The 26,863-nt window shown below is 37.7% G+C and carries 27 protein-coding genes; 8 read left to right on the forward strand and 19 right to left on the reverse strand.

Annotated features, from left to right (window positions below; translation table 11 throughout):
• Positions 1 to 649: 649 nt before the first annotated feature.
• The 4 genes from V7161_RS05150 to V7161_RS05165 all read right to left on the reverse strand — a co-directional run bounded on the left by V7161_RS05150 (position 650) and on the right by V7161_RS05165 (position 2,356).
• A complete protein-coding gene (locus tag V7161_RS05150) occupies positions 650 to 811 on the reverse strand; it encodes a DUF3934 domain-containing protein (protein WP_251528308.1) in 162 nt (53 codons plus the stop codon).
• Between the two features lie 102 nt (positions 812 to 913).
• Entirely contained in the window at positions 914 to 1,174 is a 261-nt protein-coding gene (locus tag V7161_RS05155) for a DUF3231 family protein (RefSeq protein ID WP_335442816.1), read from the reverse strand.
• A gap of 380 nt (positions 1,175 to 1,554) precedes the next feature.
• Complete coding sequence (locus V7161_RS05160) at positions 1,555 to 1,701, reverse strand: hypothetical protein (protein ID WP_335442818.1); 147 nt, start codon at positions 1,699 to 1,701, stop codon at positions 1,555 to 1,557.
• 232 nt (positions 1,702 to 1,933) lie between these two features.
• A complete protein-coding gene (locus V7161_RS05165) occupies positions 1,934 to 2,356 on the reverse strand; it encodes a CBS domain-containing protein (protein WP_289988588.1) in 423 nt (140 codons plus the stop codon).
• Between the two features lie 158 nt (positions 2,357 to 2,514).
• Here V7161_RS05165 and V7161_RS05170 point away from each other — a divergent pair, with 158 nt between their 5' ends.
• Complete coding sequence (locus tag V7161_RS05170; protein ID WP_335442820.1) at positions 2,515 to 3,138, forward strand: LysE family translocator; 624 nt, start codon at positions 2,515 to 2,517, stop codon at positions 3,136 to 3,138.
• Positions 3,139 to 3,572: 434 nt separating this feature from the next.
• On the opposite strand, the gene V7161_RS05180 is transcribed toward V7161_RS05170, so the two are convergent.
• Together V7161_RS05180 and V7161_RS05185 are read right to left on the reverse strand one after the other, a co-directional pair.
• Entirely contained in the window at positions 3,573 to 5,693 is a 2,121-nt protein-coding gene (locus V7161_RS05180) for an arylsulfatase (RefSeq protein ID WP_335442821.1), read from the reverse strand.
• A 128-nt stretch (positions 5,694 to 5,821) separates the two neighbouring features.
• On the reverse strand, positions 5,822 to 6,781 hold the full coding sequence (locus tag V7161_RS05185; RefSeq protein ID WP_335442823.1) for a formylglycine-generating enzyme family protein: 960 nt from the start codon (positions 6,779 to 6,781) through the stop codon (positions 5,822 to 5,824).
• A gap of 251 nt (positions 6,782 to 7,032) precedes the next feature.
• Here V7161_RS05185 and V7161_RS05190 point away from each other — a divergent pair, with 251 nt between their 5' ends.
• Both V7161_RS05190 and V7161_RS05195 read left to right on the forward strand, forming a co-directional pair.
• Positions 7,033 to 7,929, forward strand: coding sequence for a LysR family transcriptional regulator (locus V7161_RS05190; RefSeq protein ID WP_335442825.1), 897 nt, complete (start codon positions 7,033 to 7,035; stop codon positions 7,927 to 7,929).
• Between the two features lie 424 nt (positions 7,930 to 8,353).
• Positions 8,354 to 8,605 carry a hypothetical protein gene (locus tag V7161_RS05195; RefSeq protein WP_335442827.1) on the forward strand — a complete coding sequence of 84 codons (252 nt, stop codon included), beginning with the start codon at positions 8,354 to 8,356 and terminating at the stop codon, positions 8,603 to 8,605.
• Between the two features lie 126 nt (positions 8,606 to 8,731).
• Here the strand turns inward: V7161_RS05195 and V7161_RS05200 are convergent, their stop codons facing one another.
• The 3 genes from V7161_RS05200 to V7161_RS05210 all read right to left on the reverse strand — a co-directional run bounded on the left by V7161_RS05200 (position 8,732) and on the right by V7161_RS05210 (position 11,844).
• The gene (locus tag V7161_RS05200) at positions 8,732 to 10,360 is read right to left on the reverse strand and encodes an MDR family MFS transporter (protein ID WP_335442829.1); all 1,629 of its coding nucleotides are present in this window, start codon (positions 10,358 to 10,360) and stop codon (positions 8,732 to 8,734) included.
• A 59-nt stretch (positions 10,361 to 10,419) separates the two neighbouring features.
• Positions 10,420 to 10,860 carry a MarR family winged helix-turn-helix transcriptional regulator gene (locus tag V7161_RS05205; protein WP_335442831.1) on the reverse strand — a complete coding sequence of 147 codons (441 nt, stop codon included), beginning with the start codon at positions 10,858 to 10,860 and terminating at the stop codon, positions 10,420 to 10,422.
• 474 nt (positions 10,861 to 11,334) lie between these two features.
• Positions 11,335 to 11,844 carry a DUF5946 family protein gene (locus tag V7161_RS05210; protein ID WP_335442833.1) on the reverse strand — a complete coding sequence of 170 codons (510 nt, stop codon included), beginning with the start codon at positions 11,842 to 11,844 and terminating at the stop codon, positions 11,335 to 11,337.
• A 169-nt stretch (positions 11,845 to 12,013) separates the two neighbouring features.
• On the opposite strand from V7161_RS05210, the gene V7161_RS05215 reads away from it, so the two are divergent.
• Entirely contained in the window at positions 12,014 to 12,541 is a 528-nt protein-coding gene (locus V7161_RS05215; protein WP_335442835.1) for a YceI family protein, read from the forward strand.
• A gap of 220 nt (positions 12,542 to 12,761) precedes the next feature.
• The gene (locus V7161_RS05220) at positions 12,762 to 12,983 is read left to right on the forward strand and encodes a hypothetical protein (protein ID WP_335442837.1); all 222 of its coding nucleotides are present in this window, start codon (positions 12,762 to 12,764) and stop codon (positions 12,981 to 12,983) included.
• A 95-nt stretch (positions 12,984 to 13,078) separates the two neighbouring features.
• Here the strand turns inward: V7161_RS05220 and V7161_RS05225 are convergent, their stop codons facing one another.
• The 5 genes from V7161_RS05225 to V7161_RS05245 all read right to left on the reverse strand — a co-directional run bounded on the left by V7161_RS05225 (position 13,079) and on the right by V7161_RS05245 (position 17,591).
• The gene (locus tag V7161_RS05225) at positions 13,079 to 13,573 is read right to left on the reverse strand and encodes a PTS sugar transporter subunit IIA (RefSeq protein ID WP_335442839.1); all 495 of its coding nucleotides are present in this window, start codon (positions 13,571 to 13,573) and stop codon (positions 13,079 to 13,081) included.
• Between the two features lie 15 nt (positions 13,574 to 13,588).
• Positions 13,589 to 14,587, reverse strand: a complete 999-nt coding sequence (locus V7161_RS05230; protein ID WP_335442840.1) for a sugar kinase — start codon at positions 14,585 to 14,587, stop codon at positions 13,589 to 13,591.
• 12 nt (positions 14,588 to 14,599) lie between these two features.
• Positions 14,600 to 15,463, reverse strand: coding sequence for a Cof-type HAD-IIB family hydrolase (locus V7161_RS05235; RefSeq protein WP_335442842.1), 864 nt, complete (start codon positions 15,461 to 15,463; stop codon positions 14,600 to 14,602).
• 4 nt (positions 15,464 to 15,467) lie between these two features.
• On the reverse strand, positions 15,468 to 16,112 hold the full coding sequence (locus V7161_RS05240; RefSeq protein WP_335442934.1) for a bifunctional 4-hydroxy-2-oxoglutarate aldolase/2-dehydro-3-deoxy-phosphogluconate aldolase: 645 nt from the start codon (positions 16,110 to 16,112) through the stop codon (positions 15,468 to 15,470).
• Positions 16,113 to 16,202: 90 nt separating this feature from the next.
• Entirely contained in the window at positions 16,203 to 17,591 is a 1,389-nt protein-coding gene (locus V7161_RS05245; protein WP_335442843.1) for a PTS transporter subunit EIIC, read from the reverse strand.
• Positions 17,592 to 17,897: 306 nt separating this feature from the next.
• On the opposite strand from V7161_RS05245, the gene V7161_RS05250 reads away from it, so the two are divergent.
• Positions 17,898 to 19,097 carry an enolase C-terminal domain-like protein gene (locus V7161_RS05250; RefSeq protein WP_335442844.1) on the forward strand — a complete coding sequence of 400 codons (1,200 nt, stop codon included), beginning with the start codon at positions 17,898 to 17,900 and terminating at the stop codon, positions 19,095 to 19,097.
• A gap of 84 nt (positions 19,098 to 19,181) precedes the next feature.
• Positions 19,182 to 19,895: a GntR family transcriptional regulator gene (locus tag V7161_RS05255; protein WP_335442846.1), complete on the forward strand. Its 714-nt coding sequence runs from the start codon at positions 19,182 to 19,184 to the stop codon at positions 19,893 to 19,895.
• 169 nt (positions 19,896 to 20,064) lie between these two features.
• On the opposite strand, the gene V7161_RS05260 is transcribed toward V7161_RS05255, so the two are convergent.
• A complete protein-coding gene (locus tag V7161_RS05260; protein ID WP_335442847.1) occupies positions 20,065 to 20,823 on the reverse strand; it encodes a M15 family metallopeptidase in 759 nt (252 codons plus the stop codon).
• Between the two features lie 204 nt (positions 20,824 to 21,027).
• Between V7161_RS05260 and V7161_RS05265 the strand changes: the two genes are divergently transcribed.
• On the forward strand, positions 21,028 to 21,942 hold the full coding sequence (locus V7161_RS05265; protein WP_335442849.1) for a M15 family metallopeptidase: 915 nt from the start codon (positions 21,028 to 21,030) through the stop codon (positions 21,940 to 21,942).
• 185 nt (positions 21,943 to 22,127) lie between these two features.
• Here V7161_RS05265 and V7161_RS05270 read toward each other — a convergent pair whose 3' ends face one another.
• The 4 genes from V7161_RS05270 to V7161_RS05285 all read right to left on the reverse strand — a co-directional run bounded on the left by V7161_RS05270 (position 22,128) and on the right by V7161_RS05285 (position 26,863).
• Positions 22,128 to 22,706, reverse strand: a complete 579-nt coding sequence (locus V7161_RS05270) for a GNAT family N-acetyltransferase (protein ID WP_335442851.1) — start codon at positions 22,704 to 22,706, stop codon at positions 22,128 to 22,130.
• A 42-nt stretch (positions 22,707 to 22,748) separates the two neighbouring features.
• On the reverse strand, positions 22,749 to 24,104 hold the full coding sequence (locus V7161_RS05275) for a TrkH family potassium uptake protein (protein ID WP_335442852.1): 1,356 nt from the start codon (positions 24,102 to 24,104) through the stop codon (positions 22,749 to 22,751).
• 531 nt (positions 24,105 to 24,635) lie between these two features.
• Entirely contained in the window at positions 24,636 to 25,394 is a 759-nt protein-coding gene (locus V7161_RS05280) for an SDR family oxidoreductase (RefSeq protein WP_335442854.1), read from the reverse strand.
• Positions 25,395 to 25,417: 23 nt separating this feature from the next.
• Entirely contained in the window at positions 25,418 to 26,863 is a 1,446-nt protein-coding gene (locus V7161_RS05285; RefSeq protein ID WP_335442856.1) for a DHA2 family efflux MFS transporter permease subunit, read from the reverse strand.

The raw sequence follows: 26,863 nt of genomic DNA on the forward strand, positions 1-26,863 counted from the left end.
TATTGTCCATGGGAATCACCTTCCCGATGCTTAGACTGCTCAGTTACATGGAGTGGTCTTTTTAAATTTTATTAAAAATGCATCCTCCTGGAAGAAAATCAATTCATGTTCCCACTTTGTTAAAGCTCACTATGTTTCTAATTACAAATAACATTTCTTGTTAATTAAAATAGATTAGAGCCGATTCAGTTGTGCCTATTTTCAAATTAGATAAGCTCATATCTAATCCAGAAGACATATGTCTAAAGTGTAATAAAATATAGAATGAAAGTAGGTGTCTAAATGCCTCCTTACTATGGATCGTTTGGTTATCCGATGATGGGATACGGTTATCATCCGTATGGTTTCGGTTTTCATCATCACCATTATCCTTTCTATAGTGGTTTCGGTTTTCATCATCCTTGGCACCATTACGGACACTGTTGTTAAAAGAAAATTTATTGAATATTTGAGGAGGATTTGGGAAGTCCCGATCCTCTATTACATAATTTTTGACTGGATGTTCAATTTTGTTTTTCTAAAACTGTTATTTAAGTAAACTGGGTTAGCTGAAAAAGAAAAAAGCGAACTCTTTTAAAGGAGCTCGCAAACGTTGGGTCATTAAATAATTGTATTTATTCATTATTCGCTATATTTCGGTTAAGTGACTTTAACTATTGCTCGTGGGGTCATTTTCAACATCCGTTTTTTTTGTACCTTTACTTATATAAGGTTTTGCACTCTTTTTTTTGTTTGCACTAGCTTGCCAACGATTCCACCCCTTCTTGTCTGTTCCTCTCCCTGTTCCACCTTTTCCTTTAGCTTTACTCATAAAATCACCCCATTATTATGCTAGGTTGAGTTACCCATTTGTTTAGTTTTAATCATTTTACTCGGTTATTAACCAAACATATTGCAATAAGAAAAGACTGCCTTAATAAGCAGCCATATCATTAAGGAAAGCACCCGTTTTTTGAATAGGATGCATAGCCATAGTGTGAATATAATATAAGCAAAAATCATCCGTAAATAATGGTGGGGCATTCAAATTTACATCTTCTTCATTAAGCCCTTTAGGAACAGGAAAATTTTCTTGATGAAACAACTTCTTCAGTTTGTTTATATGCTTTTCACAAAGTCCATATGCAGTCTGAAAAACATTATGTATCTGAGGGTCTTGAATGGTATTTAACATGTACCCATTACACAAAGTCCCATTGTCTCACGTATATAATGGGTCCATAAATTCGCAATCTCTGATGAGGTTAATCTTACATTGCTTAGATTTCATTTTTTTCACCCTATAATGTTGGAATGTATGATTATTTTCATCTATTATCCAAGGCATTATGTGTTATAATTTCTTATTTCTAAAAGTGATAATTAAATTCCCTTGTTTAATGTACTTAGTTGAATAAGAAAAATGCTTTAATAAATCATATTTCTTATCTGACAAATTCTCACCCACTTTACTCAACCTGTAGCTTTAATTCGATTACCAATTGCCCAAATCCTTCTTCAACAATCCTGCCCGGTAAGTCGAACAAGAAAAGCTGCCAAAATGACAGCCTTTCTCTATGTTAATTCTTTTATTAACCATCTTTTATAGATTTGAACAATAACTGTTGGAATATTGTACATTTTTGCAATATCTAAACTATCCCGCTGGGGATTGTTTGTTAATTCTTTACTGATTATTGAAATCAGCTCATCTTTAGTCATCTCAATTCTCCCTTCTGGATTTGTTTATTAATATTGTTATCTTATAATAATGTATCTAATTAAATTATATGAAAAATAGTATTGGATGGTTCAAGCCTTAGCGTGGAAATCCACTAAACATCAACGACATTTCAAGAAACGTACCAGCAGAAGAACTAAATCATTAATTATATTAAAATTTTTCTTACAACAAAAAAATGCCCTGTAAATCTCAAGGGCATTTAACATACAATTAATGGAGTTGTTCAGAAATATGACTTAATGCTTCTCCAGCTTCATTAACATGAATATTTACGGTCGCAAGATCACCTATTGAACAAATTCCTACCATCTCGCCATTTTCAACAACTGGAATTCGTCGAATTTGATGCTCGGACATCATGCGTGCACATTCATGAATATCCAAATCAGGTGAGCAAGTAATGACCTCACTGGTCATACAATCATGACAATGAACTGATTTGCAATCTTTTTCCTCGGCCACACAAGTTATGACAATATCCCGGTCCGTGATCATTCCAACCACTTTTTTGCCTTCACAAACAGGAACAGAACCACAGTTAACATCACGCATAATTTTAGCTGCTTCGGTGACTGGAGCATGTGGCGCACACACCTTAACGTCACTTGACATGATATCACGTACAATCGTCATACATATTCCTCCTTATTTTTTGAATACCACTGTAGTATTTCCCCTCATAAATAATCTATAATACAACTTTAAAAACTTCAAAAAGGTCTGAAAATTGGATATTCCAAGCGCTGACTGTATATGGTATCTTAGAAGAAATTATGAAGGCGGGGGCTATTATGGAGAACTTTTATCTGTTTGTCATCATGTCACTCTTATTTGTTATTCTTCCTGGTCCTGATATTGGATTAATCACCCAAAACACCATTACCTCTGGAAAAAAGGGTGGAATTGATACGGTAATTGGGATTACATCCGGACTTATTATTCATACTTCAGCTGCGGTTTTTGGTCTTTCTGCTATTTTTGTAAAATCTGCCTTGTTATTTTCTATTTTTAAATACGTTGGTGCGGTATACCTCATTTATATAGGTGTAACATCCATATGGTCTTCGAGGAAAAATAAAGGCTCATCTGGTGACGGCCATCAAACGAAATATAAGAACAAGTCTCCATTTCGACAAGGGTTTTTGACGAACCTTCTTAATCCGAAAATAGCTGTTTTATTCCTTACATTTTTTCCACAATTTTTATCTACCGGCATGAAACCATTTTTGCAATTTCTCATGATGGGCCTTACTTATACAGTTTTAACGATCATTTGGTCTATCGTGTATGTGAATTTAATTAATTACATCAGTTCTTGGATGAAAAAACCTTCTACTCAGTGCGCCATTGAAAGAATATCAGGATTTGTTGTTTTGGCTTTTGGAGTAAAGCTTGCTTTAGAAAGAAGACCATAGATACACTGGCATAATTTTAATGAGCTCCTATTGATGTTATTCAAAGTTTACTTGGCCGCGAAAAGTGCGAAACCAACAGAATTTATGCTCAATTAATCGGAAATCTTAGAAGAGAGTTTTATAGAAAATTTATTTAGACTCTGGAGCAAAGAAAAAAGCAGCGAAACAAATTTCCGCTGCTTTTCATGCTATTGTATCCATTAGTTCAATTGTTCTTATTTCTTTCAACTCCCTGAGCCATACCTTTTGTATAACTAAAGCTTCACAGAACCTAACCGAAGTGTTTACTTAAAATACAATTCGAGCAACCATTTTTGTGAAAATGTTTCGAAATCTGTTCTTCTTTTTTAGTTGCATTTCCCGTTCTCCTCCCTCGAGGTTTTATAGGGTTACTTTATAAATGGGTCATTCTTTTAGTAAAACTTGACTTCAACCTAATCATTTTGCAAAATAAACTCGATTTTTTGGATATTCCCTGTAAATGCGAAGTCTCCTCTATCTGCATAGTTTTTGCTTACAGGTAAATATGCATCTCGTCCAACAGATAATCCTTCCATTGAAATCAAAATCGGTAAGGTCCTTGGCATATCAACTTCTCCAACATGGTGATCATTGATAAATAGGTTGCCTTTTCCTTGAAATTGACCTGTTTTCTCAAATTCGAAACGTATCGTTGACTTTCCAACCGGTATTTCTAGATTAGATTCAATTTTATAGACAGTCCCCACATAATTATACTCATAGTATATACGGTTATTTTGAATATACATTGTATATCCGCTGTTTGGACTTCCGTGCGCAATTAATACACCCTTACTATTTTTACTCAGACGATCAATCGGGACTGTAATCTTGTAAGAACGATTAAGTATCGACGGCATTGCAAGAGTATAGCCCATGTTTGGATAGTAAGTAAACTCTGTACGATTTCTTACTCTATCATCAGGGGAGACATAAGAAAATAATTCAATCGTTTTATCAATAATTGGGAGAGCATCATATTTTTCAGCTTCTCCAAACCAGATTTCCTTTAATTCATTCAGTTTCTCTGGAAACCTTTCAGCTAAATTATTGGATTGAGAAAAATCTTCAATCGTGTTATACAATTCCCATCGATCATCCTCAAAAGGTGTTCCTTTCGTATGAAAAGAGGTCGCCTTCCAGCCGTCATGCCAAATCGCTCGCTGTGCTCCCATAAGGAAGTATTGAGTTTCACGGATAGTTTGAACTTTAGGATTATCAAATGTATACTGCATGCTCTTTCCATGCAACGGCATTTGCTTAACTCCTTTGATTTCTTTAGGTGCACTTATTCCAGCCAAGTCTAGAACTGTCGGAGTGATATCAATGACATGATGGAACTGATTACGGACACTTCCAATATCCTTGATTCGATTTGGGAAATGATAAATCAAAGGAACATGAATTCCTCCGTCAAAAGTTGTTTGTTTATAGTACTTAAACGGTGTATTGCTTGCCTGAGCCCACCCACGAGGATAATTAGGGTGTGCATTTGGTCCACCAATTTCATCGATGCGATCGAACATTTTTTCAGCAGTCGTTGGAATTCCGTTATAATAACAATCTGGTTCCAAAATCCCATCAAATTCCCCCTCCTGACTCGCCCCATTATCAGAAAGAAATACAATCATCGTATTGTCCAATTGCCCAATAGCTTCAAGAAAATCAACGAATCGACCGATCTGTTCATCTGTGTGAGTTAGGAACCCTGCATATGTTTCTTGAAATCTTTCGAAGAGACGTTTTTCATCAGATGTAAGCTTATCCCATTCCTTCACACCAGGATTACGTTCCGCAAGCACTGTATCTTGTGGTACGATTCCTAATAATTTTTGACGTTCCAATCTTTCTTCGCGTATTTGATCCCATCCTTTTGCATATGTTCCTTTATACATATCGATATAACTTTGTGGGACTTGATGAGGATAATGCTGCGCCCCAAATGCAAGATTCATAAAGAATGGTTTATCCGGAAAAATTGAAGCGTGATCAGAAATAAACTTTATTCCATGATCAACAAGATCTTCAGAAAGATGATAATCGGTTTTTTTGGGAGGCTCCACGTTATGATTATCGTAAACTAAAGTAGGTGTATATTGATCTGAGCAAGCATCTAAAAATCCGTAAAACCTTTCAAAACCTTTTCCCAACGGCCAGTTATCAAAAGGACCAGCCGGTGTTTCCTCATATATTGGTGTTAAATGCCATTTGCCTACAGCATAAGTACTAAAATCATTTTCCTTTAGAATTTCCGCTAATGTTCCTGCTGAAGATTTGATTTTACCTCGTGAGTTCGGTACATCTGGACCTAAATCGAAATTTGCTAGAACCCCCATACCAACAGAATGATGATTTCTACCTGTCAATAAGCTTGCTCTTGTTGGGGAACAAAGTGGCGTAACATGAAAATTATTATAGCTCAATCCATTTTGTGCTAAACGATCTATATTAGGCGTCTTAATTTCCGAACCATAGCAGCCTAGGTCAGAAAAACCCATATCATCAAGGACAATGTAAACCACATTATTTTTCATTTTTTCGTCTCCTTTAATATAGAAATAAACTTATTGTTAATCTAACTTTCATTGGGCATATTAAACTATTGAAACACCTTTGATGTGAAATCAAACTCATTTATTAAAATTTCTCGCGAAATGATTGATTAAGCATCTTTAGCGCATCGAAATCCCATGTGTCCAGTAGAACTGTCGGGTGTACTGGAACTACGGGAAGCTACTCGATAACGATTACAGTAAGATTCATGACAAAGATAAGAGCCACCACGTATTACCTTAGATGTTCCGTTAGGTATACCTTTGGGATTTTCTTTTGTGTCATATATATGATAGGTTGGACTAAACCAATCAGAACACCATTCCCAGACATTTCCAGAAACATTATATAAGCCATACTTATTCGGTGGAAATGATCGAGCTGGGGCAGTTCCTTTATATCCGTCTAATCTTCGATTTTCATTTGGGAATTGCCCCTGCCAAATATTTGCATAATATTGACCGTTTGGCAGTAATTCATCTCCCCAAGCATATTTTTTTTGTTCTAAACCTCCCCTAGCAGCAAATTCCCATTCTGCTTCAGTGGGCAGTCTTTTCCCTGCCCAGTTGCAATATGCTATAGCATCATTCCATGATACATGAACTACTGGATGATCAAGTCTATCTTCAAATGTTGAATCCGGCCCTTCAGGATGTCTCCAGTTCGCACCATCAACAACTAGCCACCAAGGAGTCTGCTGAACAAATTGAGTAACCTTCGTTCGTGTTTCATATGACACAAGCGAATGAAAAACAAAAGACCAGCTGTAAATTTCTGCCTCAGTTTTGTAGCCTGTATCAGATACAAATTCATCAAACTGAGAATTAGTTACAGTACAAGCATCTATGTAGAAAGGATCAACTTTTACTTTACGGACTGGTCCTTCACCATCGTTCTTGTACCCTTCAGGATCATCGGTTCCCATTAAAAATTCGCCACCTGGAACGTAAATTGAATTTTTGTCAGAACTCCCCTTACAGCTTTTAACAACATTTAATCCAGAGGATTGAGTTACAGTTGATTTTTGTTTTTTTGGCGAACAACAGCCCGACTTTTTTTCTAGTTCCATTCATACCCCTCACTCTTAGCATGATTATTTCAACAAAAAGCTTCCTGCACTGGAATTTCGTGAAAATTCCAAAAAAAGATTCACCATACATTGCACCTCCAAAACGGATTGTTCATCATTTACGAATAAAAAATATCAAAAAACTCGTATGCATCTTTGAAATCAATATACTTTCTCTTTAAGTTAATATAAAGTGTAAATTAGTGAGGTTTAGTTGACTTTTTTTCACTTAAATAAATCGGAGTGATCCTATGAATCTAATACAATTGGAGTACTTACTTGAGGTTGCTAAAACAAAATCATTAATTAAAGCTGCTGAGAATCTTCATATTTCTCCGTCTGGTATTAGTAAAGCCATAACTAATCTAGAAATGGAACTTCAAATAAAGATCTTTAATCGTTCTAGATTGGGTGCTGAGCTTACCGAAGATGGAGAATTTATTGTAAGTAAGGCGCAGGAAATTATGCTAAAGGTCGAAGATATTTCTATTTTTGCGCATCAGAAGATAAATCCAGAAAAAATTAATATATCATTATCTGTCAGTCCAAACGCTATGTTAATAATTCCTAGCGCACTTGTTACTTATAAAAAAATATACACTTATAGCCAAGTAGAAGTTTTTGAAAAAAACCCCAATACAATTTTGTCCGACGTTAAAACGGATAAGACTGATTTTGGTATTACAATATTTACTGACGAAATGGCGGCTGCTAATCCCGATTTGGAATTTGAAACCATTCTCGAAGGCGGTACAGTAATTTGTGCCAGCAAAAATTCTCCCCTTGCTTATTTAGAAAAGGTACAAATTGAGGATCTTGCTAATCAATCTTTAATTCTTACGGAGGATCCTATTTTGGCGGGGTATGCAAATGAACTGATTAACTATGTTCCTAATGTAAATATATTATTTACAACAAACAATGTTAAGGTAATTACTGAAGCAGTATCAGAGGGTTTGGGTATCATTATTACAATGAATTTATTTTTGAACAAACTTACTAGTATTCAAAATGGCAGCATTATTACAATTCCCTTTGTGTTTCCTCATCCATTACGCTTTTCAGTTGGAATCGTTCGATCGAGACGCAAAAAATTATCCGAACATAGTAAACAATTTATTAAAGCATTTAAACAAAATCTTCTTTGAGTCAAAGCTAAATTTTTCTTGAAATGGGATTGAGAAAAATGCATCTCTTAAATAGCCTGATAAAACAGGCTTTTTTTTGTTTATTAAGGGTGTTTTATGCATATGCAGTTTTGGGATGCTCGGTATTTCGCAAAACCCAATGCCAACAAAAAAACGATATACCTTTTGTTATTGGTGGCTTCCTCAGCGAGTTAGGTGCTATATTTGGAACCGATTACCGTTACCTACTCTAACAGTTGGAGTGCTAACGATTATTCCTATGATTAGATTATAGGGTGAAGTCGATTAATCAAACATTCCATATTTCACTATAAAAAAATCATAATGTTTTTAATTTTTACACAAATTTAACATAAATTATATACGAATAATAGTATAATTATTGAAAAGGCCTACAATTGTTGGAGTTTGAGGTGAATAAAAAATGGATTTCTATGAAAAGCTACCTGAAGAGTTATTAATTCGTTTTTACTATGAAATTATTAATAATATTGAAAAAGGTATTCTTACAAAAAATATGTATTATGAAATAGGTATAATTATTTCTGTTGCTAATCGGAGAGGAATTTTCTTAAACCAACCTTCTGATTTATATGAAGTGATCAATCAGCAAGCCTTAAATGATTTATTAAAATCAGAACAAGTTGGTACAAGATGTAGTTCTCAGATTGCGTAGCCCTTATTTGTTTAATGTTATAATTAGATGTAAATTTACAAAGTAAATTTTTTTCTTTATTAAAAAACCCAATTTCTCAGAATTAAAAGGAGAAATTGGGTTTTTTATTTTACTCTTCATTTCAGGCTATTTGGATGTGGCTGCAACAATTTTTATATTTCCTTGTTCTCCTTCATCTGGCTTTCCAGCTGCTTTTTTGCCGGATAATTTAATTTGCTTTATGAATAAAGTACAAACAGCTCCAGTCACCGCAAATCCTAATCCAACGAAAAATACACTGTGTAAAGAATCCATTAAGGACGTTTTTAAAATTGGTACCATTTTGTCTGTTAGAAAAGCTGGCATTTTTTTCATTGTTTCAGCGCTAAATAGCATTTGGTACAAACCTTGAGGATTGGTTGCAATCATATCTTTAAGCTTTGATACCAAAGGTCCAGCTTGTGCCGGCAATGTATTCAAGAACGGAACAAGTTTGTCCGTTAGAAGTGTTCCTGATTTGCTGTTCATCACAGCACCTAAAATCGTAATCCCCAATGTTCCCCCAATGGAACGGAAGAATTGGTTTGAAGAGGTAACGACACTTAGTTCTTGTTTTGAAAAGCTTTCTTGTAAAGCTAAGGTAACCGTTGGCATAACCAATCCTAATCCTACCCCAATAACTGCCATAAAAGATGTGGCAACTAATTTACTCGAATCCATATCTAGGGTTGTTAATAAAAATAGCCCACCAGCCATGATTAACATGCCTGTCATAATTTGCGGTTTGATTCCAATTTTGTAGACAACCTGACCGCCAATAATGCTGGTGATGATCATGGCAATCATCATGGGTGTCATTATGGTTCCTGATTGGGTTGCACTTACCCCTAAAATCCCTTGCATAAAGAATGGAACAAATGTAATGGCACCAAACATTCCAATTGTCATGAAGAATCCAACTAAATTCAATAACAAGAAGGTTCTATTTTTAAATAGGTACATCGGCAAAATCGGCTCTTTTGCTTTGGTTTCGACAATAACGAAACTCACTAAACCAATGACAGCTAACGCGAATAATCCAATAATTTGCCATGAATCCCAAGCATAGTCCTTACCACCAAAGCTAAGACCAAGAAGTAAGCTTACTACGCCCACGATCATCGTAAACATGCCTGCAATATCAAAATAAATAGGTCCAGAATTCTTACGTCCTTGTAACCCAATTGCAATGAAAATGGTAGCCAAAATACCTACAGGAAGGTTAATGTAAAACACCCATTTCCAGTTCAAAGTATCTACAATCCATCCGCCAATTTGTGGACCAATTACAGAAGCAAGCCCGTATATGGCTCCGAATACACCTTGAAATTTGGCGCGTTCCTTACCAGTAAATAAATCCCCGATAACAATCATCGCCATCGGCATCATTATACCGCCGCCAATTCCTTGTATACCACGATAAATAATTAACTCTGTCATATTATTTGCCATACCGCATAGTGCAGAAGCAGCCATAAAAATAATAAGTCCAGCAACATATATAGATTTTCGTCCTAATAAGTCAGCCAACTTTCCAGCAATCGGAACAACTGCGGTCGATGTGAGCAAATATGCTGTAGTCAGCCATGTCATCATGCTTAATCCGCCAAGGTCTCCTACTATTTTGGGCATCGCAGTTCCGACAATCGTACCGTCAAGTGCTGAAAAGAACATGGCAATGATAAGCCCAATCAATACGATCTTACGATTATTGTTAGTGTTCGTTGTTGTGTTCATTTCGTAATCTCCTTCTATTAGCAAAGAGTTATTGATATTATTTGCTCCATATGAGTTTTTTAATTTTCCTCATTTACAGCCTGTGCGAGTTTTTCAGTAATTGTTGCCATAACCATAAGTTCTTCTTCGGTCAGATGAGAAAGATATCGTTCTAGGATAGCTTTTCTTTCTTCCATAACTTTCTTCAATTTTTCATCTCCCTGTTCGGTGAGACTGATATTGACGACCCTTCTATCTTTTTTATCATGTTCGCGCATAACCATGCCATTTTGCTCAAGCCTATCTACTAAAAGTGTAACAGCACTTGGTTTTACATCCATCATTTCCGCTATTTGGGTAACCTTGCAGCTTCCTTGTTTTTTTAAAAAACCAAGAACAAAAAGTTGGGTTGGTGTCACTCCAAGTGCATTCATGCTTTCCAATAATTTTGGCTGCATTTTATGGACAACTATTTGAAGAGATGCTTGTATCCGATCAAAATATGAATTTACCTCATTCATTATCTAATTCTCCTTAATATTCAATACACATAAAATTATTATACACATTAATATTTAATGTAACTTAAATATCTTTCGTGATTAAATATAAAACATACTTAAATAAAAGTCAATCCATATTTAAGTGAATACCACATCATTCCAAACAAAACTGAAAGGAGATAATAAGTAAACAAAGTTAGAAAAGAGGGAGATGAAACCATTAATTACGTAGAAAACTTAAAGCAAGCTGGTGTACCAGTGGATTTTGAAGTATATAAAGGCTGCTATCACGGATTTGATATTATTAATCCCAAGGCAGAGGTAAGCAAAAAGGGAACTTCTTTTTTATTAAGTCTTTTATATATGCTGTAAACCATTATTTTGCTAAGCAAAATAGTTAAATCCTAAAACAAACACTGAGTATCTGACATATGCACATCAGCCACCAATTTAGGTGGCTTTATTTATCAACATCATCATCTTTGAAATCAATTACTTTAAGAGAGTGTCACAAATTTCTTTTACCCAACTATGTTGATGTTCCCAACATTCCCACACATCCAACATCCATTTTCGGATCATTTTGTCGCGGCTTTCCCCTGGTTGTTCGTTCAAAACATCAAACACAGTCAAAGAATAGACTGATTTATCGAGCGGCTGTAATTCCTTCCAATTATATTTTTGAAGACTGAGAAGGGTATGTACCCGCTGCACTTGTCTGCCGTTAAACCCCTTCTCAACTGCATAATATAAACCAATTAACGAGAAAGACGTGGTAATTGGTTTCATACCATTGCCTGAATGTTGTAAAGAGTATGCATCAACAGCGTGTTGATGTAAAAAATAGATATCCTGTTTACCGATTGTATAACTACTTAACTCACTGTATTTTTGATAACACTCACCTGAAGCATTGTAATTCCCTAATACAGTGAGGTGACGATTAGATAACTTTATTCCACACCCCGGACACTCTACTATTTTTTCATTTGAATTTTCCAAATTAGCACATCCAATCTTATCATCACCTAGTCCCCATAATTGACTACAAATATTTCTCCATGATAACGTAGGTTTTACCCTCTTTTATGTGAAATAAAGTAATGCACACCAAAATGGGATATGATATTCTTGTATTTATTACATTCTCAGATGAATTTAGAGGAATAAAATGACAAAAGCCAATTGGAACGTTAACCCTGCCAATAGTAATGTTAATTTTTCAGTAAACAAAATGATAGTTTCTTCAGTTTACGGAGCATTTCGTAATTTTAATGCTTTAATTGAGGCAGATCTATTTGATTTAACTACAGCAAATATTCATTTCAATATAGATGTATCTAGTATTAAAACTCATAATACTATTCTAGATGCTCTCCTCAGGACGAATTTATTTGATTATGAGCAATTTCCTACAATCACATTTAAATCCAAAAATATTGTGAAAAAGGATTCAGATCAGTATGATATTTTCGGTTTATTAACTGTTCGAGGACTTTCACGTTTTGAAACATTTAATATTTGTATTAATAGACCTGGAAAGCATTCTTGTGAAAATGAAAAAGTTATATTTAGTTGTAAGGGACAAATATATAGAAACGATTATGGCTTATCTTTAACTTCAACTATAAATCCATTTGGTGTTCTCATAGGAGATAAAATCACCATTTCCATCCAAATTGAAGCATTAAAAGAATAATAAATTTAACCTCAATATATAATGACATACGTCTATTCGTATGTCATTTCTTATGTCAATTTAACAACCCTTTAGAACGAATCACTGTGGGTTTTCGGGTGTGAATTTATTAAGATTTTAATTGCTCATTAAGGTGCGAATGGGTGTGTGATTTTTCTACTCCAAAACCGCCCCCGCCTTTTTTATAGTTTTGGGTATATTAAGATGAGGTGATTCGTGAATGCATGGGTTAAAAATTGTTTCTGCTCTTATTTCGGCTGGTATCTTTTTTTATTTAGGATGGAGTTTATTGCGCTTTAAAAAGGAACTGAGGGAGGCTACCCATGAAGATCGGAGTATTTCAGCGAGATATAAACAAAGGTGGGATAAACGATTCATAAGAGAGAGGATTTTAATTATCATCGGGACCATTTTTGCGATATTAGCGGCTGTATTGTCATAACAGACGTATGGGTTACCTTTCCCTTCTTTTTCCGAAAAAAATAGAACTTAAAAAAAAGGCTCAGTTGAGTCCTGAGCCTTTCGGTTGCAAATTATTTATTTAATTTTACAAGTAAACAATCCATCTCCCCAGGTCGTTTCCGGACCGTTATGAATCGGGGTGATTTCCAAAACTTTTTCCATATTTGTAATAATGATAGGGGTAATAATTTCTTTGTTTTTGCTTTTTAAATACTCTAAATCCACATTCACCAGTGGATCACCGATTTTAATAGTTGAACCGCTGCCAACCAGTACTTCAAAACCTTCGCCGTTCAATTCAACGGTTTCTAATCCAATATGGATAAGTATTTCTAACCCGTTTTTTGTCTTAATTCCAATTGCGTGTTTCGTAGGAAAAACCTGAATCACTTGACCGTTTACAGGCGAAACCACTTTTCCGCTCTTTGGTACAATGGCAACCCCATCCCCAATTAGTTTCTGTGCAAAGACAGGATCCGGCACCTCTGATAATGAAACAATTTCGCCGTCCATAGGTGAAAATACTTCTTCTACTAAACTCTTATTATTCTTAAATAGATTTTTAAACATGATAATCCCCCTCTATCACCTAATGATTCTTTGATCTTGACGATTCATAAATTCTTCTACTTCTTCGATGGAGAATTGGTTGCAGTCTCCATAAATGGTATGCTTTAAGGCTGCTGCAGCTGTTGCAAAGGAAACGGTATAATCAAAATCGCATTTTGAAAGTATTCCATGTAAAGTTCCTGCTGAAAACGCATCGCCGCCACCGACACGATCAATGATTGGCGCGAGGTAATGTTTTTTTGACCTGTAAAGCGACCCATTACTCCATATGGTTCCTACCAATGTATGGTCACTGGTTGAGTTGATTACCCGTAAAGTAGAGTAAAACACCTCAATGTTAGGATAAATCTTGTTTATTTGTTCGTAATAAGAAGAAAGGTCATCAAGTTCGTGCTCCTCAATCCCTAAAAGGTTGATCGCATCCAGTTTTCCGGCGGAACAATAATCGACGTAGGGAAGCAAGGTCGCCAATACTTTTCCCGCTTCAGGGTAACTCCATAATTTTCCCCGATAATTGATATCGAAACTGATTTTAACTTGACGCTTTTTTGCTTCTTTCATTAAATGATGCGTCATAGTTGCCCAGCCCGCTGACAGCGCTGGTGTAATGCCTGAAACATGAAATAACTCAACATCATGAAATAGCTCATCCATTGACCACTCCAGCCGCTCCATCTCTGTGAAACTGGAGTGAGCACGATCATAAATAACAGAAGAAGAACGTTCCCCCACGCCATTCTCCAAATAGTAGCTTCCTAAACGAGCTCCCCCAAATAGCAAAAATTCAGTTGAAACTCCAAAACGATGTAAATGTTTTTTTGCAGCGTTTCCAAGGGGATTATTAGGTACTTTGCTTGCGAAGGATACTTGATGGTTGAAATTAGCCAAGCTAATCGCAACATTGGCCTCTGCACCACCATAATTGACCTGCAATTGTTTCGCTTCGCTTAATCGACAATCATTGCTGGTAGATAACCGAAGCATAATCTCTCCCATAGTTAAAATTCTGCTCATCTGTTGGTCTCCTTACCGGTTAAGTATAAAATGTTCAAATGCATAAGCCACTCCATTTTCAGCATTCGACAGGGTTACAGCATCGCAGAGCTCTTTTACTGTAGGATCAGCATTCCTCATGGCGATTGATAATCCGGCTGCTTCAAGCATAGGAACATCATTAAAGTTGTCACCCATGGCTACGGTATCTGCCAATGGAATACCAAAGTATTCCGCAACCATTTTGAGTGCATTACCTTTATTACCGTTTTGATCCATGATTTCAAGGTTCCAGGGACCTGAAGAAGTGGTAACAATCCCTGAAATTCCATTGAGATAGGTGATAAACTCCGTTTTTTTCTCTCCATCAAAGATGGGCACAAAGAATTTTTGAACCGTTAAGCCCTTCATGTCCATTAATTCTTGATAATCATCCATATAATTGAGGAGATCCGATTTCTGCGGCTGTTCAGTGATCCGTTTATAAAGGTCATCCGACATCCCTTCGATTCTTTTTCCTTCGAGAGTAAGAGCCACTCGTTCTGACCAATCGCAAGGTACAAAGATTCCCTTACTTGTGTAGACGCGATATGGAATCCTCTCCCCATCTAATTTGTCTGCTATTTGTGCGACGTTTTCCATATTCATGGAAACATTGGCTAAAAGCTTTCCTTCTGCTTGTACAAGGGTTCCATTGCTTCCGGCAATGGGACAGGAAATATCATATTTTTTTAGAATTTGTTCGATATCCTCAGGAGCACGGCCCGAGCAGATCATAATAATGTGCCCCTCGTTTTGCGCCTTTTGGAGCGCCTGAAGATTCTCATTTGTAATGTTATTTTCCAAAGACAATAATGTACCATCTAAATCGATTGCAATAAGCTTGATAACATTCACCCCATTACTTTCTGATTGCGTTAAGTTTCTCTATATATTCTTGTGCTAGAGTAGTAATTTTGTCAAAATCGCCGCTTTTCGCCGGTGCGATTAGATTGCCGCCAATGCCGACAGCAGAACATCCCATAGCAAACCATTTTTCCATGTTTTCTAAATTTACACCGCCAGTAGGCATGATATTCACCTGTGGCATCGGCGCTTTAACGGCACTCACAAATTCCGGTCCCAATGCACTTCCTGGGAATAGTTTGATGATATCGACACCCGCTTTTAAAGCCGTTGCGATTTCGGTCAATGTCATGCATCCCGGTAAATAGGGAATCTGATATAAATTGCACAATTTAGCTGTTTCTTCGTCAAAGTATGGACTTACAATATAGTCTGCACCTGCCATGATCGCAATTCTTGCCGTAACTGCATCCAATACGGTCCCTGCACCTATTACAATATCCTGATGGTCTGCATACTTATTCTTTATCTCTTGAACGGCGATTTCTGCCTGCGGCACGGTAAAGGTCAATTCCAGTCCTGTGACTCCTCCCTTAACAAGGGCATCGGTTATTCTCACAGCCTCCGTTTTAGAATCTGCTCGAATAACGGCTATAACTCCGCTGTTTATTAATTTGGTTAAAATCGATACTTTTTTCAAATTGATCACCTGTTTTTTTATTTTTTTTCCCCAATCAAAAGGAAAGGCTCGACTGCCATTAGGCAATCAAGCACCTTCTTTTCTGTTTCCTTATCCGATTTTTCTGAAAGTTTGAACGTTGTTTATTTCGCCATTGCGACTTTTTTTAACAATCACATAAGTGAGGGCAAATGAACCGCCGATTGCGATAGCAATTCCGATTAAAGCATATGGGAAATAAGGTCCGACATAGGCAACCAAACTTACAATACTTGAAAGAATATATCCGTAAATTCTAACTCCCATTGAAGCAAAGAAGGTGGAAGCCACTGCGCTGCCGATTGAACATGCGATAAAGGCTTTTTTATTCTTAATCAGTACCCCAAATAAAGCTGGTTCTGTGATACCTAGGATGGCAGAAAGAGCCGCTGAAAAAATGACTGATTTTTCCGCTTTGCTGTTGGCTTTGAAAACCATTGCAAAAGTGGCGCCGGCAATTGACATATTGGTCATAAACATCATTGGCATTAACATGTCATACCCTTTATCGGCGAAGTTCTGAAGCGCAATTGGTGTGATAGCATGGTGCACCCCAAATACAATTTCAATCGGTCTGAATCCGCCCATGACAACTCCTGCCAAGATTGGAGAAATATCAAATAAAGATTGAACAATAAAGCCTATACCTTTACCAACATACTCGCCCAATGGACCTGTTACCAATAATGAAAAAGGTATTGCAATAAATAATGTTAATGTAGGGGTAAATACCGTTCTCAGCAGGTTTGGCATAAATCTGTCAACCCACTTATAAATATAGCTTAATGCCCATACTGACAAGATAACCGGTATAACTGCACTAGCATAATTATAAACAGGAATTGGCAAACCAAAAAAGTCAAAGGAATGGATTTTGCCCAGTTTAGCGGCGTCGATTAAAGTTGGATACATAAAGCCGCCTGCAATCGCGATGGCAAGGTATTGATTGACTTTAAAGATTTTTGCTGCAGATGCTGCCAGGAAAAATGGCAGGAAATAAAACACGCCGCTTGAAATCAAGTCAAGCATCTTTACCGTATCGGTTTCAGCTGATAAAACTTTTAATGCGATTAAACCGGCGATAAGACCTTTAATCATACCTGCTCCAGCAATGGCTGGAACGATTGGTCCGAAAACGCCGGATACAACATCCAATAATCGTCCGAAAGGTCCTTTTTTCTTTGTATCTCCCTTGTCATCGAGCTCTTCTCCATCGATTCCCAATTCCTCGGACAAAACAGAGTAATATTTTTGTACGTTTGTCCCGATGATGATTTGATATTGATCGCTTTGTAATTGTTCCCCGATAACGCCATCCAATTTCTTTATTTGATCATGTGAGATTAAAGACTCATCATATAAATCGAAGCGAAGCCTTGTCATGCAATGCCAAGCTTTCTTTATATTTTCTTTCCCTCCCACGTATTCTATGATTTTTTTGACCGTTTCCTTTTCTTTCACTTCGTTTTCATCTCCCTTAAATTGAATCTTGTTCTAATTAGACTTTCTATATTGCACTTTGATTTGACACGCTCATAATAGCATAAGGAAAAAATTATTGAAAACGGTTAAAAACAACCAAAAAAATCACGGAAGCCTTTTCATTCCAAAGTTTTTCACGGAATTCTATTCTAAATTGGTACGGTAAATTACCTTATTTCACTAACCTTTCTGACCAAATTGACGCTGCAAATTTACTGTGTTTAAATCTAATTATAAATCACTTTGATTTGACACAATTGAATGCAGAGAGAAGGAGAATCAAAGTTGGAACCCACTATTATTACAGATATAAAATCATTTGTAACGAATCCACATCGACATAATCTTATTGTTGTCAAAATAGAAACAAATAAAGGCATTTTCGGGTATGGATGTGCCACTTTTCAGCAGCGTCCATTAGCTGTTCAAACCATTATTGATGAATATTTAAGGCCTCTTTTAATTGATCGTGATGCAAACCATATAGAGGATTTATGGCAATTAATGATGGTCAATTCCTATTGGAGAAATGGCCCGGTTATGAATAATGCTATTGCTGGTATCGATATGGCTTTATGGGATATCAAGGCAAAGCTAGCTAACATGCCTCTTTACCAATTGCTTGGGGGAAAGTCCAAAAACGCGATTGCGGCATATGGCCATGCGGACGGGCTTACGCTCGAGGAACTTTTTCATAATGTTGATACGCTACTTGAACGAGGATTCCGCCATATCCGCTGTCAATTAGGGAAATATGGCGGCAAAAATCATGATATGCACTTAACCACTCATTTAAGTGAGGGTGAATATTTTGATCCGGACATCTATATGAAAGATGTTGTATATATGTTTAAAGCTTTAAGAGAAAAGTATGGCTATTCCATTCATTTCTTGCACGATGTCCATGAAAGACTGTTTCCGAATCAGGCACTTCAATTGGCCAAAGATCTGGAACCATATAAGCTATTCTTCCTCGAGGATATCCTGCCTCCGGATCAAACCGAATGGCTGTCTCAGTTGAGAACACAATGTACAACACCTATCGCCATTGGTGAACTGTTTAATAACCCAATGGAGTGGAAAAATCTGATTGTCAATCGGCAAATTGATTATATTCGCTGCCATGTTTCCCAGATTGGCGGTATCACACCTGCCCTGAAGCTCGCAGCACTTTGCGAAAGTTTCGGTGTCCGAATTGCGTGGCATGGCCCATCTGACATGACTCCAATTGGGGTTGCTGTCAATACTCATTTAAATATTCATCTTCATAATGCAGCGATTCAAGAGATCCAGGAACCCGATGAAACAACGAAGGAAATGTTCCCTCATTCAGTTGAAGTAGTGGATGGATATATCTATCCAATTGAGAGAGTTGGTATTGGCGTTGATTTTAATGAAGATATGGCCAAGGAATATCCAGTGAGATATAGAAAGCATGAATGGACTCAAGCACGTATTCCAAATGGTTCGATTCATACACCATAATTAAACAAACCCTCTTTAGCATATTGCTTTAGAGGGTTTTTATTATATAGAATGTTGGTAAAAAACTTCCCTGAGGTACTCATGATGAAAAAAAGAGATTTCATTGCAGATGATATCCTAAGTAAGGTTTATCAAAATAAATACAAAGCTGGAGAAAAAATGCCTACTGAAAGGGATCTTGCGAAGCAATATGATGTTTCACGATATACCATTCGGGAAGCGTTGAAAAAACTCCTCAATATTGGATGTATCAAAATCATCCAAGGTTCAGGAATTTTTGTAAGTGATACAAAATATAAAAGTCCATTAATTTATAATTCATTAACTGAAAAAAAATTTAAAGATATTGAATCTAAGATGATCTATTTAAAAAAGATTACCCCTGATGCGGCATTAGAAAAAATCTTTGATATCAACGGGCAAAATGCAAAGTTATGGGAGTACAAACGGGTTAGAATTGTCGATTATCAAAAAGTACAAATTGAAACGACTAGATTACCCTATTCCTATTTTCCAGATTTAAATGAAGCGGTAGTAACAAGCTCCGTACATGAATATGTACAACAAAACGATTACCAAATATCCCACTTCATCACAACATATAGTGCGGTAAATGTCAGTAAAGAAGATGCTGAGCTCCTCAATTGCAAGAAGGGTATTGCGGCAATGAAGATTGTCAATAGAGGGATTCTGCAAAACAGCAAAGTGTTTGAATACAGTGAAATTATTAATTTAGATTATTCCGTTTCCTATTTTACCCCATTTAACCCTTACAGTCATAAGTACAGAAAGAATTAATACTCTTTGCAAGTGCTACCCTAACAATTTTTGTTTAGGAATTTAAATATAGAGGATAAGAAAAGGATGCATAAGCTTAACGGCGCCTGAGAGTTAGTTCAAGGAAACGTAAAAGCGTATCCTTCAAGATAAAAAGATAAAAGATAATTAGACATAACAAAAAAAGCCGTCAATTCTCTTTGGAGCTTGACGGCTTTTGTTTCCTATTAACTGGTTCTGCATTAAAATATTCTTCCAGAGTAATTCCTTTGTTCATAATTTTAAGAGCAATTGATTTGCCAACATATCGAAGGTGCCAAGGCTCATACTGATAACCAGTAACGGCCTCTTTACCTTTCGGATATCGAATAATAAAGCCATACTTTGCTGCATTCTCCTCTAGCCAAATCGCCTCTTTTGTTCCACTGAAGCAGTCTTCTGCAGCACACCTGCCATCTCCCCCGGTAACATCGATGGCAAGACCTGTTTCATGTTCACTCGTTCCAGGCATAGCACTGTACCTTCTAGCCTCTTCATACCCATCACTACTTACATAAGAGTTAAATAATGTGGTTTGAGTTGAGTATGCTCGATAAGCCGAAACACCTAAGAATGAAATACCCTGTGCTTTTGCATCCGTAAATAATTCATGAATCGCATCTGCGGCCTCTGCACGCATCTTTCTCTTTTCAGTTTTCTCTTTGAAAATAAAGGGGATATCAGCATAAATAAGATCTGGGGGAGTATAACTTTCTGGCAGTTTATATCGATTATTTACGAGAACTGAAATGCTCTCTGGGTCAGTGTCAACCTGAATAGTATGATCATGATGTTTTGCATGAACCGCTGTTGCTTCAGGTTTGCTTTTGGTATCGTGAGAAATTTCTGTATAACCAGTTATGATCACTGCAAGTATGATGATGCAGTCCCTGATTAATAATTTATCCAATTTGAACACATCCACAATGCATTTGGACCTAAAACTCCAAGTAGAATTTTATCATGGCGTTTTCGTTTAGATAATTCCAGAAAACTTAACGATCAATTAAGTAACACTTAAAATAATTCATTTTTTACAGTTCGTATAACTCTTGTGCCTCTGGGAATACGGTTACCTGACATTCGAAAAAGCAACGCTCGGGCGTAAAACATTTTGCGCATAGATTGTAATGGGACTTCAAACCCTATTTGTATCACCGGTTTAAAGAAACGGTGCATAGATAATCAATTTGAATATAGAGGAGTCAATAATATGGCAAAAAAATGGGTCAGCTCATGGGTTGTTCTCATCACCTTTTTCACCCTCATGGGCTGTAACCGAGATTCGGATCAATCCTCTTCACCAAAAAATACCGATACCGGCACAAATCAGTCCTTGACCCCCATGATCAACCGGTCCCATTCGAACCCAAACAACATAGGGACAAACATGTCGTATGTGAATAAGACAACAAGTAAGGATGGGACGGCAATCTATACCACGAAATACCCTGCATCCCTGGGAGTCATCGTGAACAAGAAAATTTATCTGCCTAAAACATATGTGCCGAAGAATTTGGTCTATCCTAATACCTCCTTTCTCTTTAAAGAAAAAATAGAGAAACGTAAGTTGCGTAAGGAGGCGGCGGTTGCACTCGAAAGGATGTTTGCGGCGGCCAAAAAAGACAAGGTTTATTTAAGCGGGGTCTCTGCCTACCGTTCGTATGCCACACAGGCGGCCGTCTTTAACCGTTACGTCGAAACAGACGGGTATGAAAAAGCAAGAACTTACAGCGCCATTCCCGGCACCAGTGAACACCAGACGGGGCTCTCCATCGACGTTAGCGGAAGCAGCGGGAAATGTGCGGCTGCCTCTTGTTTCGCCACTACAAAAGAAGCGAAATGGCTGGATAAGAACAGTGCCAATTTTGGCTACATCATCCGTTATCCAAAAGGAAAAGAGTACGTGACTGGCTACAAATACGAACCATGGCACATCCGCTACGTCGGCACTGCCGTTGCGAAGGAAATGAAAAAAAGGAATTTGACTTTAGAAGAGTATTACGGCGTTTTCCCAATCCTGAAGTAAATCGTGATTTTCGATACAAAAAAACCGCGCAAGCTTCACACTCCGCGGCTAACCACGCCCCACTTTTCTACCTGGTAAAGCGGGGTTTCCTTTTGCCCGTAGGCAGTATTGAAAACTTTCATATATAAGGATTCATTATTGAAGAATGGCAAAAATTTCTCTACTAAGATATTCAGAAATGTTGGCTATTCCTGGTACTTGACTTTAAACTCTTGCTCCCATTCCGACCTTAGTAATGCATATTGATACTCGTCCACCCACTGTCCCTTTGACATGTAGTTTTCCAACAAATGTCCTTCTCTTCTCATCCCTACACGTTCAAGCAGCCTAATGGAGTTTTCGTTTCTAACATCTGTAAAAGCTATGACCTTGTGTTTTCCAAGATCATTAAAAACATAACTCAACAACGCTCTCACCGCTTCACTGGCATAGCCCTTCCCCTGATGCTCTTCGGCGAGGGTATAGCCAATTTCAACAATCCGCGGCTCCGCTAAAAGTGTGTGCAGCGCACAATCTCCGATTAATTGATTCGTCTCCGCCAAAGCAATGGCAAACTGAAACCACGTGCCCGGTTGATTGGGTACACACTTCGATTGCTTTTCCACAAAAACTTCCGCATCGTGCCGTTGATAATTCTCCCAAGACTGAAATTTAGCCACTTCGGGACTCGAACGATACAAATAAAAGGGATTAACATCCTGTTGTGAAAATTGCCTCAAAATCAGGCGATTTGATCGCACATAAATATGTTCGGATATCTCCACTTTCCTCACTCCCCCCTATACTCGGCACTGACAATTTCTCTATTAACCAATAATGATTCGCTCTTTTGGATACTGATAATTCGCTTTAATCGGTTTTCCTCCAATAATGATTAAAAAGTTAAAGATCCCGATTCTGCCAATGAACATTAAAGCCATAATAACAATTTTGCCCATGACGCCCAATTTTGCCGTGATCCCCATGGAAAGCCCGACAGTTCCAAATGCAGATGCCACTTCAAAAATGATCTCCATTAATGAAAATCCCGGTTCAAGAATCGTAAGGATAATGGTGCTGACACAACAAAGCATCATAGCGGTAGCGATGACGATATAGGACTTGATGACGTCCTCCGTGGCAATTTCTCTTTTAAAAATTTTTATCTTCGTCGTTCCGTTAGCGAAATAATAGACACTCAATAACATAATCGCAAATGTCGTCGTTCTTATTCCTCCTCCGGCACTGCTTGGAGAGGTTCCGATAAACATAAGAACACTCAAAATAAAAAGGGTAGCGGTGGAATATTCCTGAATTTCCATTGTACTCAGCCCGCCATTTCGAGAAGAAACAGAATAAAAAAGGGAATGGATAAAAGCTTCATGCCAAGTTTTATCGGCAAAGTAATGATTATATTCACATAGATAAATCAGAATCGTGCCTATTACGATCAATCCAAAAAAAGTAAGGGTCGTGATTTTTGTAAATAAGGAAAACTTATATGGCGTTTTCCCTCTATGTTTAAAGAAATGAATCACTTCCATCAGTACTGGGAACCCAATCGCTCCTACAATTAGCAGCACCATGGTCAGCATTAACACAAAATAATCGTTGGCAAATGGAATCAATGATTCTCCTGTAATATCAAATCCTGCATTCGTTGCCGCACTGACTGCTGCAAAGAAACCTTGTAAAAAAGCTTCCTGCCAAGTAGGAAAATATTTTAAAAAGTAAATGCCAAAAATAATGCCCCCTATTACTTCCAAAATGATAAATAGGAACAGAATATTTCTGATAAGTTTAATGATTCCAGAAAAAGATGAAAGATTTTGATCCGTCATTATAAGCATTCTGTCTCTTATTCCAATACGTCTCCCCATTAAAAGCCAAATTGTAGTTCCAAGAAACATAATGCCGATTCCGCCAAATTGCAGAATGATCGCAAAAATAATGGTTCCTGGCACACTGAGAACCTCATTGATCGGAATAGTAGATAACCCTGTCACACTAACGGCACTCACCGCAGTAAAGAGGGCATCAATAAACGTAATTTTAGCATTGGGCTTCAGTGTTATAGGCAGCATTAATAATATGGTCGAGACAACCACGGCTAGCAGATAATACATCACGATGATTTGGGCAGGCTTTAGTGACTTCTTCTTTTTCTTAGTTAGAGTTTTCATGTTTCACCATTTCTATATATATTCGAAAGCTTAATTGCCATAATATGTTAAGCACAGTGACTTCCTTTTTATTATAGATATAGCGTAAAGAATAATTCAAACCATATTCATGTTGGTATAAAAAACTCGCTGGATTAACTCCGCGAGCCTTTTATGCTGACCCTTTGCCGAAGCTTTGTCTATTTTTTTAGGTGTTTTGTCTATTTTTTTTGGGGTTTTGTTCATTTTTGAGGGGACATTGTCTATTTTTTAAAGGGGTTTGTCTATTTTTTTAATAGTTTTGTCTATTTAACCATAAAAAGGAAAAACAAAAAAATTGCTCCACATATGCTTTGGACATTTTTTGTGTTGCATTGGACATTTTGGCGGGCACTTTGGACATTTTCTTAAGGACATTGGACTTTTTTTGGACCACTTTGAACACTTTTTCGGACGGTTTGGACAATTAAACAAAAAATGGAAAAACACACATGTATTTTTGATCAAAGAAAAAACCGCCAGGATTAAATCCCTGACGGTTTTAACGTAAAATTAATAAGCTGTCCAGCCGGCATCCCCGGTAATGACGGTTCCATTCACAAAGCTTGATTCATCTGAAGCAAGGAAAAGAGCGATATTGGCAATTTCCACTGGTTTACCGACACGTGGATTTATTCCTAATCCTGCTTGAATGCGACCCATGCCGAATTCGTTAATCCCGCTCATGGATGCACCGATGTTTGTTTCCACTCCGCCTGGGGCAATCGCGTTGCAACGAATCCCTTTTTCTGCGTACATGAATCCCGTATTTTTGGTAAAACCAACAACGGCATGCTTGGAAGCTGTATAAGCGGCTCCTGCTCTGGCGCCTTGAAGTCCGCCAGCCGAAGCAACATTAATAATCACGCCGGATTGTTTTTCTAAAAAGATCGGCAAGACTTTGCGTGTTGCTCGCATGACACTTGTCGTATTGATCGCAAAAATACGCTCCCATTTCTCGTCTTCTATATCACCTGCTGGTTCAAAGTTATCCATGATACCGGCATTATTGACTAAAATATCTAATGTTCCGAAAGTATGAACGGCGGTGTCAATCAGGTTTTGGATATCTTCTTCTTTCGCCACATTGGCCATCACGGCTACCGCTTCACCGCCATTTGACTTAATTTCTTCCACTGTTTGATTTGCTGCTTCAAGGTTAATATCCGAAACGACTACTCTCGCTCCTTCTTTTGCATAAAGAATCGCAATCGCTTTACCCATCCCAGATGCAGCACCTGTTACTACCGCTACCTTATTTTCAAGTCTCATATCGATTCCTCCCATTAGTTTGATTAAGCTTCTTTTGTTATTGCCTTTTTTAAATGAGCCTTGGACTTCACTTCGGAAGCCTGCTTACCCTTCTTGATAAAGAAGGAAAGCAACAATCCAATGATGCCGATCCCGACAATGACAAGGTAGGCATCATTAATACCTTGGATAGAGGCTTCCTTAATCATCTGCCCTTGGGTCAAGCCTTTCAGAGCCGCAGTCGGGATCATATCCTGCAGATGTGATTTTGTCCGGTCGGTCATAACCGTAACTAGAAGCGACGTACCTACAGCACCGGCAACCTGCCGAATGGTATTAGATATGGCCGTTCCGTGTGCATTTAACTGCGGTGGCAGTTGGTTTAAACCAGCGGTCTGAATCGGCATCATCATCAAGGCCATCCCAATTCGGCGCCCTGTTGACATAAGAACCAGAAGGGTAAAACTCGTCGAGTCAGTCAAGTTGGTAAAACCAAGTGTGGTGCCAATGGTAATGACCATTCCGATAACTGACAGCCATTTCGCGCCAAAGCGGTCGAACAGCTTGCCGGTAACCGGCATCAGGAAGCCCATGATAAGCGCTCCAGGAAGAAGCAGGAGACCAGATTCAATTGCTGTGTATCCACGGACATTCTGGAGGTATAGCGGAAGCAGCATCATATCTGCATACATCACCATTGTTACCGCGATATTGATAATAGTCGTTAAGGTGAACATATTGTACTTAAACGCCCGCAAATCCAGCAGTGGATTTTTTGACTTCAATTCCCTCCATGAAAAAAGGACAAGGGCCAAGACGCCAACGGCAATTGTACTTATCACCTCTGAGTCGGACCATCCAAGGCTTCCAGCCCGGCTGAAGCCATAAAGCAATGACCCGAAACCAATCGTTGAGAGGGTGACAGCCAGAACATTAAATTTTGTCTTAATTCGATCTGATACATTTCGGAGATAAATGAATCCCAATATTATGACAAGGACAGCAAATGGAATCATTCCGTAAAACATTGTTTCCCATTTGTAATTTTCGATAATGTAGCCGGCCAGTGTCGGCCCAATGGCAGGGGCGAAAATGATCGCAAGCCCGACCATCCCCATGGCTGCTCCTCTTTTTTCCGCAGGGAAAAGTGTCAGAATCACATTCGTAAGCAGCGGCATAATGATTCCCGCACCTGCAGCCTGAATCAAGCGTCCGGTTAACAAGACCTGAAATCCAGTTGCTAAAGCCGAAACGATGGTTCCAGCCAAAAATATAAACATGGAAGTTTGAAAAAGCTCACGGGTTGTAAATCGCTGCATTAAATAGGCCGTAATCGGAATTAAGATCCCATTTACCAGCATGTAACCTGTTGTTAACCACTGTGCGGTTGCGGCTGAGATTTTAAAGTCAACCATCAGTTCAGGAACGGCGACGCTCATGAGTGTTTGATTTAATGTTGCTATGAAAGCGCCCAATATCAAAATGAACAT

Source organism: Neobacillus drentensis (assembly GCF_036965425.1).
In the GTDB taxonomy this organism is placed as follows: Bacteria; Bacillota; Bacilli; order Bacillales; family Cytobacillaceae; genus Neobacillus; species Neobacillus drentensis_F.

Bases quoted from the DNA above. Each gene is read 5' to 3' on its own strand.
- V7161_RS05170 (WP_335442820.1), top strand. From the start codon at position 2,515: ATGGAGAACTTTTATCTGTTTGTCATCATGTCACTCTTATTTGTTATT.
- V7161_RS05200 (WP_335442829.1), bottom strand. From the start codon at position 10,360: ATGAACACAACAACGAACACTAACAATAATCGTAAGATCGTATTGATT.
- V7161_RS05165 (WP_289988588.1), bottom strand. From the start codon at position 2,356: ATGACGATTGTACGTGATATCATGTCAAGTGACGTTAAGGTGTGTGCG.
- V7161_RS05255 (WP_335442846.1), top strand. From the start codon at position 19,182: ATGAAAAAAAGAGATTTCATTGCAGATGATATCCTAAGTAAGGTTTAT.
- V7161_RS05230 (WP_335442840.1), bottom strand. From the start codon at position 14,587: ATGAGCAGAATTTTAACTATGGGAGAGATTATGCTTCGGTTATCTACC.
- V7161_RS05185 (WP_335442823.1), bottom strand. From the start codon at position 6,781: ATGGAACTAGAAAAAAAGTCGGGCTGTTGTTCGCCAAAAAAACAAAAA.
- V7161_RS05190 (WP_335442825.1), top strand. From the start codon at position 7,033: ATGAATCTAATACAATTGGAGTACTTACTTGAGGTTGCTAAAACAAAA.
- V7161_RS05225 (WP_335442839.1), bottom strand. From the start codon at position 13,573: ATGTTTAAAAATCTATTTAAGAATAATAAGAGTTTAGTAGAAGAAGTA.
- V7161_RS05155 (WP_335442816.1), bottom strand. From the start codon at position 1,174: ATGTTAAATACCATTCAAGACCCTCAGATACATAATGTTTTTCAGACT.
- V7161_RS05180 (WP_335442821.1), bottom strand. From the start codon at position 5,693: ATGAAAAATAATGTGGTTTACATTGTCCTTGATGATATGGGTTTTTCT.
- V7161_RS05205 (WP_335442831.1), bottom strand. From the start codon at position 10,860: ATGAATGAGGTAAATTCATATTTTGATCGGATACAAGCATCTCTTCAA.
- V7161_RS05195 (WP_335442827.1), top strand. From the start codon at position 8,354: ATGGATTTCTATGAAAAGCTACCTGAAGAGTTATTAATTCGTTTTTAC.
- V7161_RS05220 (WP_335442837.1), top strand. From the start codon at position 12,762: ATGCATGGGTTAAAAATTGTTTCTGCTCTTATTTCGGCTGGTATCTTT.
- V7161_RS05285 (WP_335442856.1), bottom strand. From the start codon at position 26,863: ATGTTCATTTTGATATTGGGCGCTTTCATAGCAACATTAAATCAAACA.
- V7161_RS05280 (WP_335442854.1), bottom strand. From the start codon at position 25,394: ATGAGACTTGAAAATAAGGTAGCGGTAGTAACAGGTGCTGCATCTGGG.
- V7161_RS05150 (WP_251528308.1), bottom strand. From the start codon at position 811: ATGAGTAAAGCTAAAGGAAAAGGTGGAACAGGGAGAGGAACAGACAAG.
- V7161_RS05215 (WP_335442835.1), top strand. From the start codon at position 12,014: ATGACAAAAGCCAATTGGAACGTTAACCCTGCCAATAGTAATGTTAAT.
- V7161_RS05275 (WP_335442852.1), bottom strand. From the start codon at position 24,104: ATGAAAACTCTAACTAAGAAAAAGAAGAAGTCACTAAAGCCTGCCCAA.
- V7161_RS05160 (WP_335442818.1), bottom strand. From the start codon at position 1,701: ATGACTAAAGATGAGCTGATTTCAATAATCAGTAAAGAATTAACAAAC.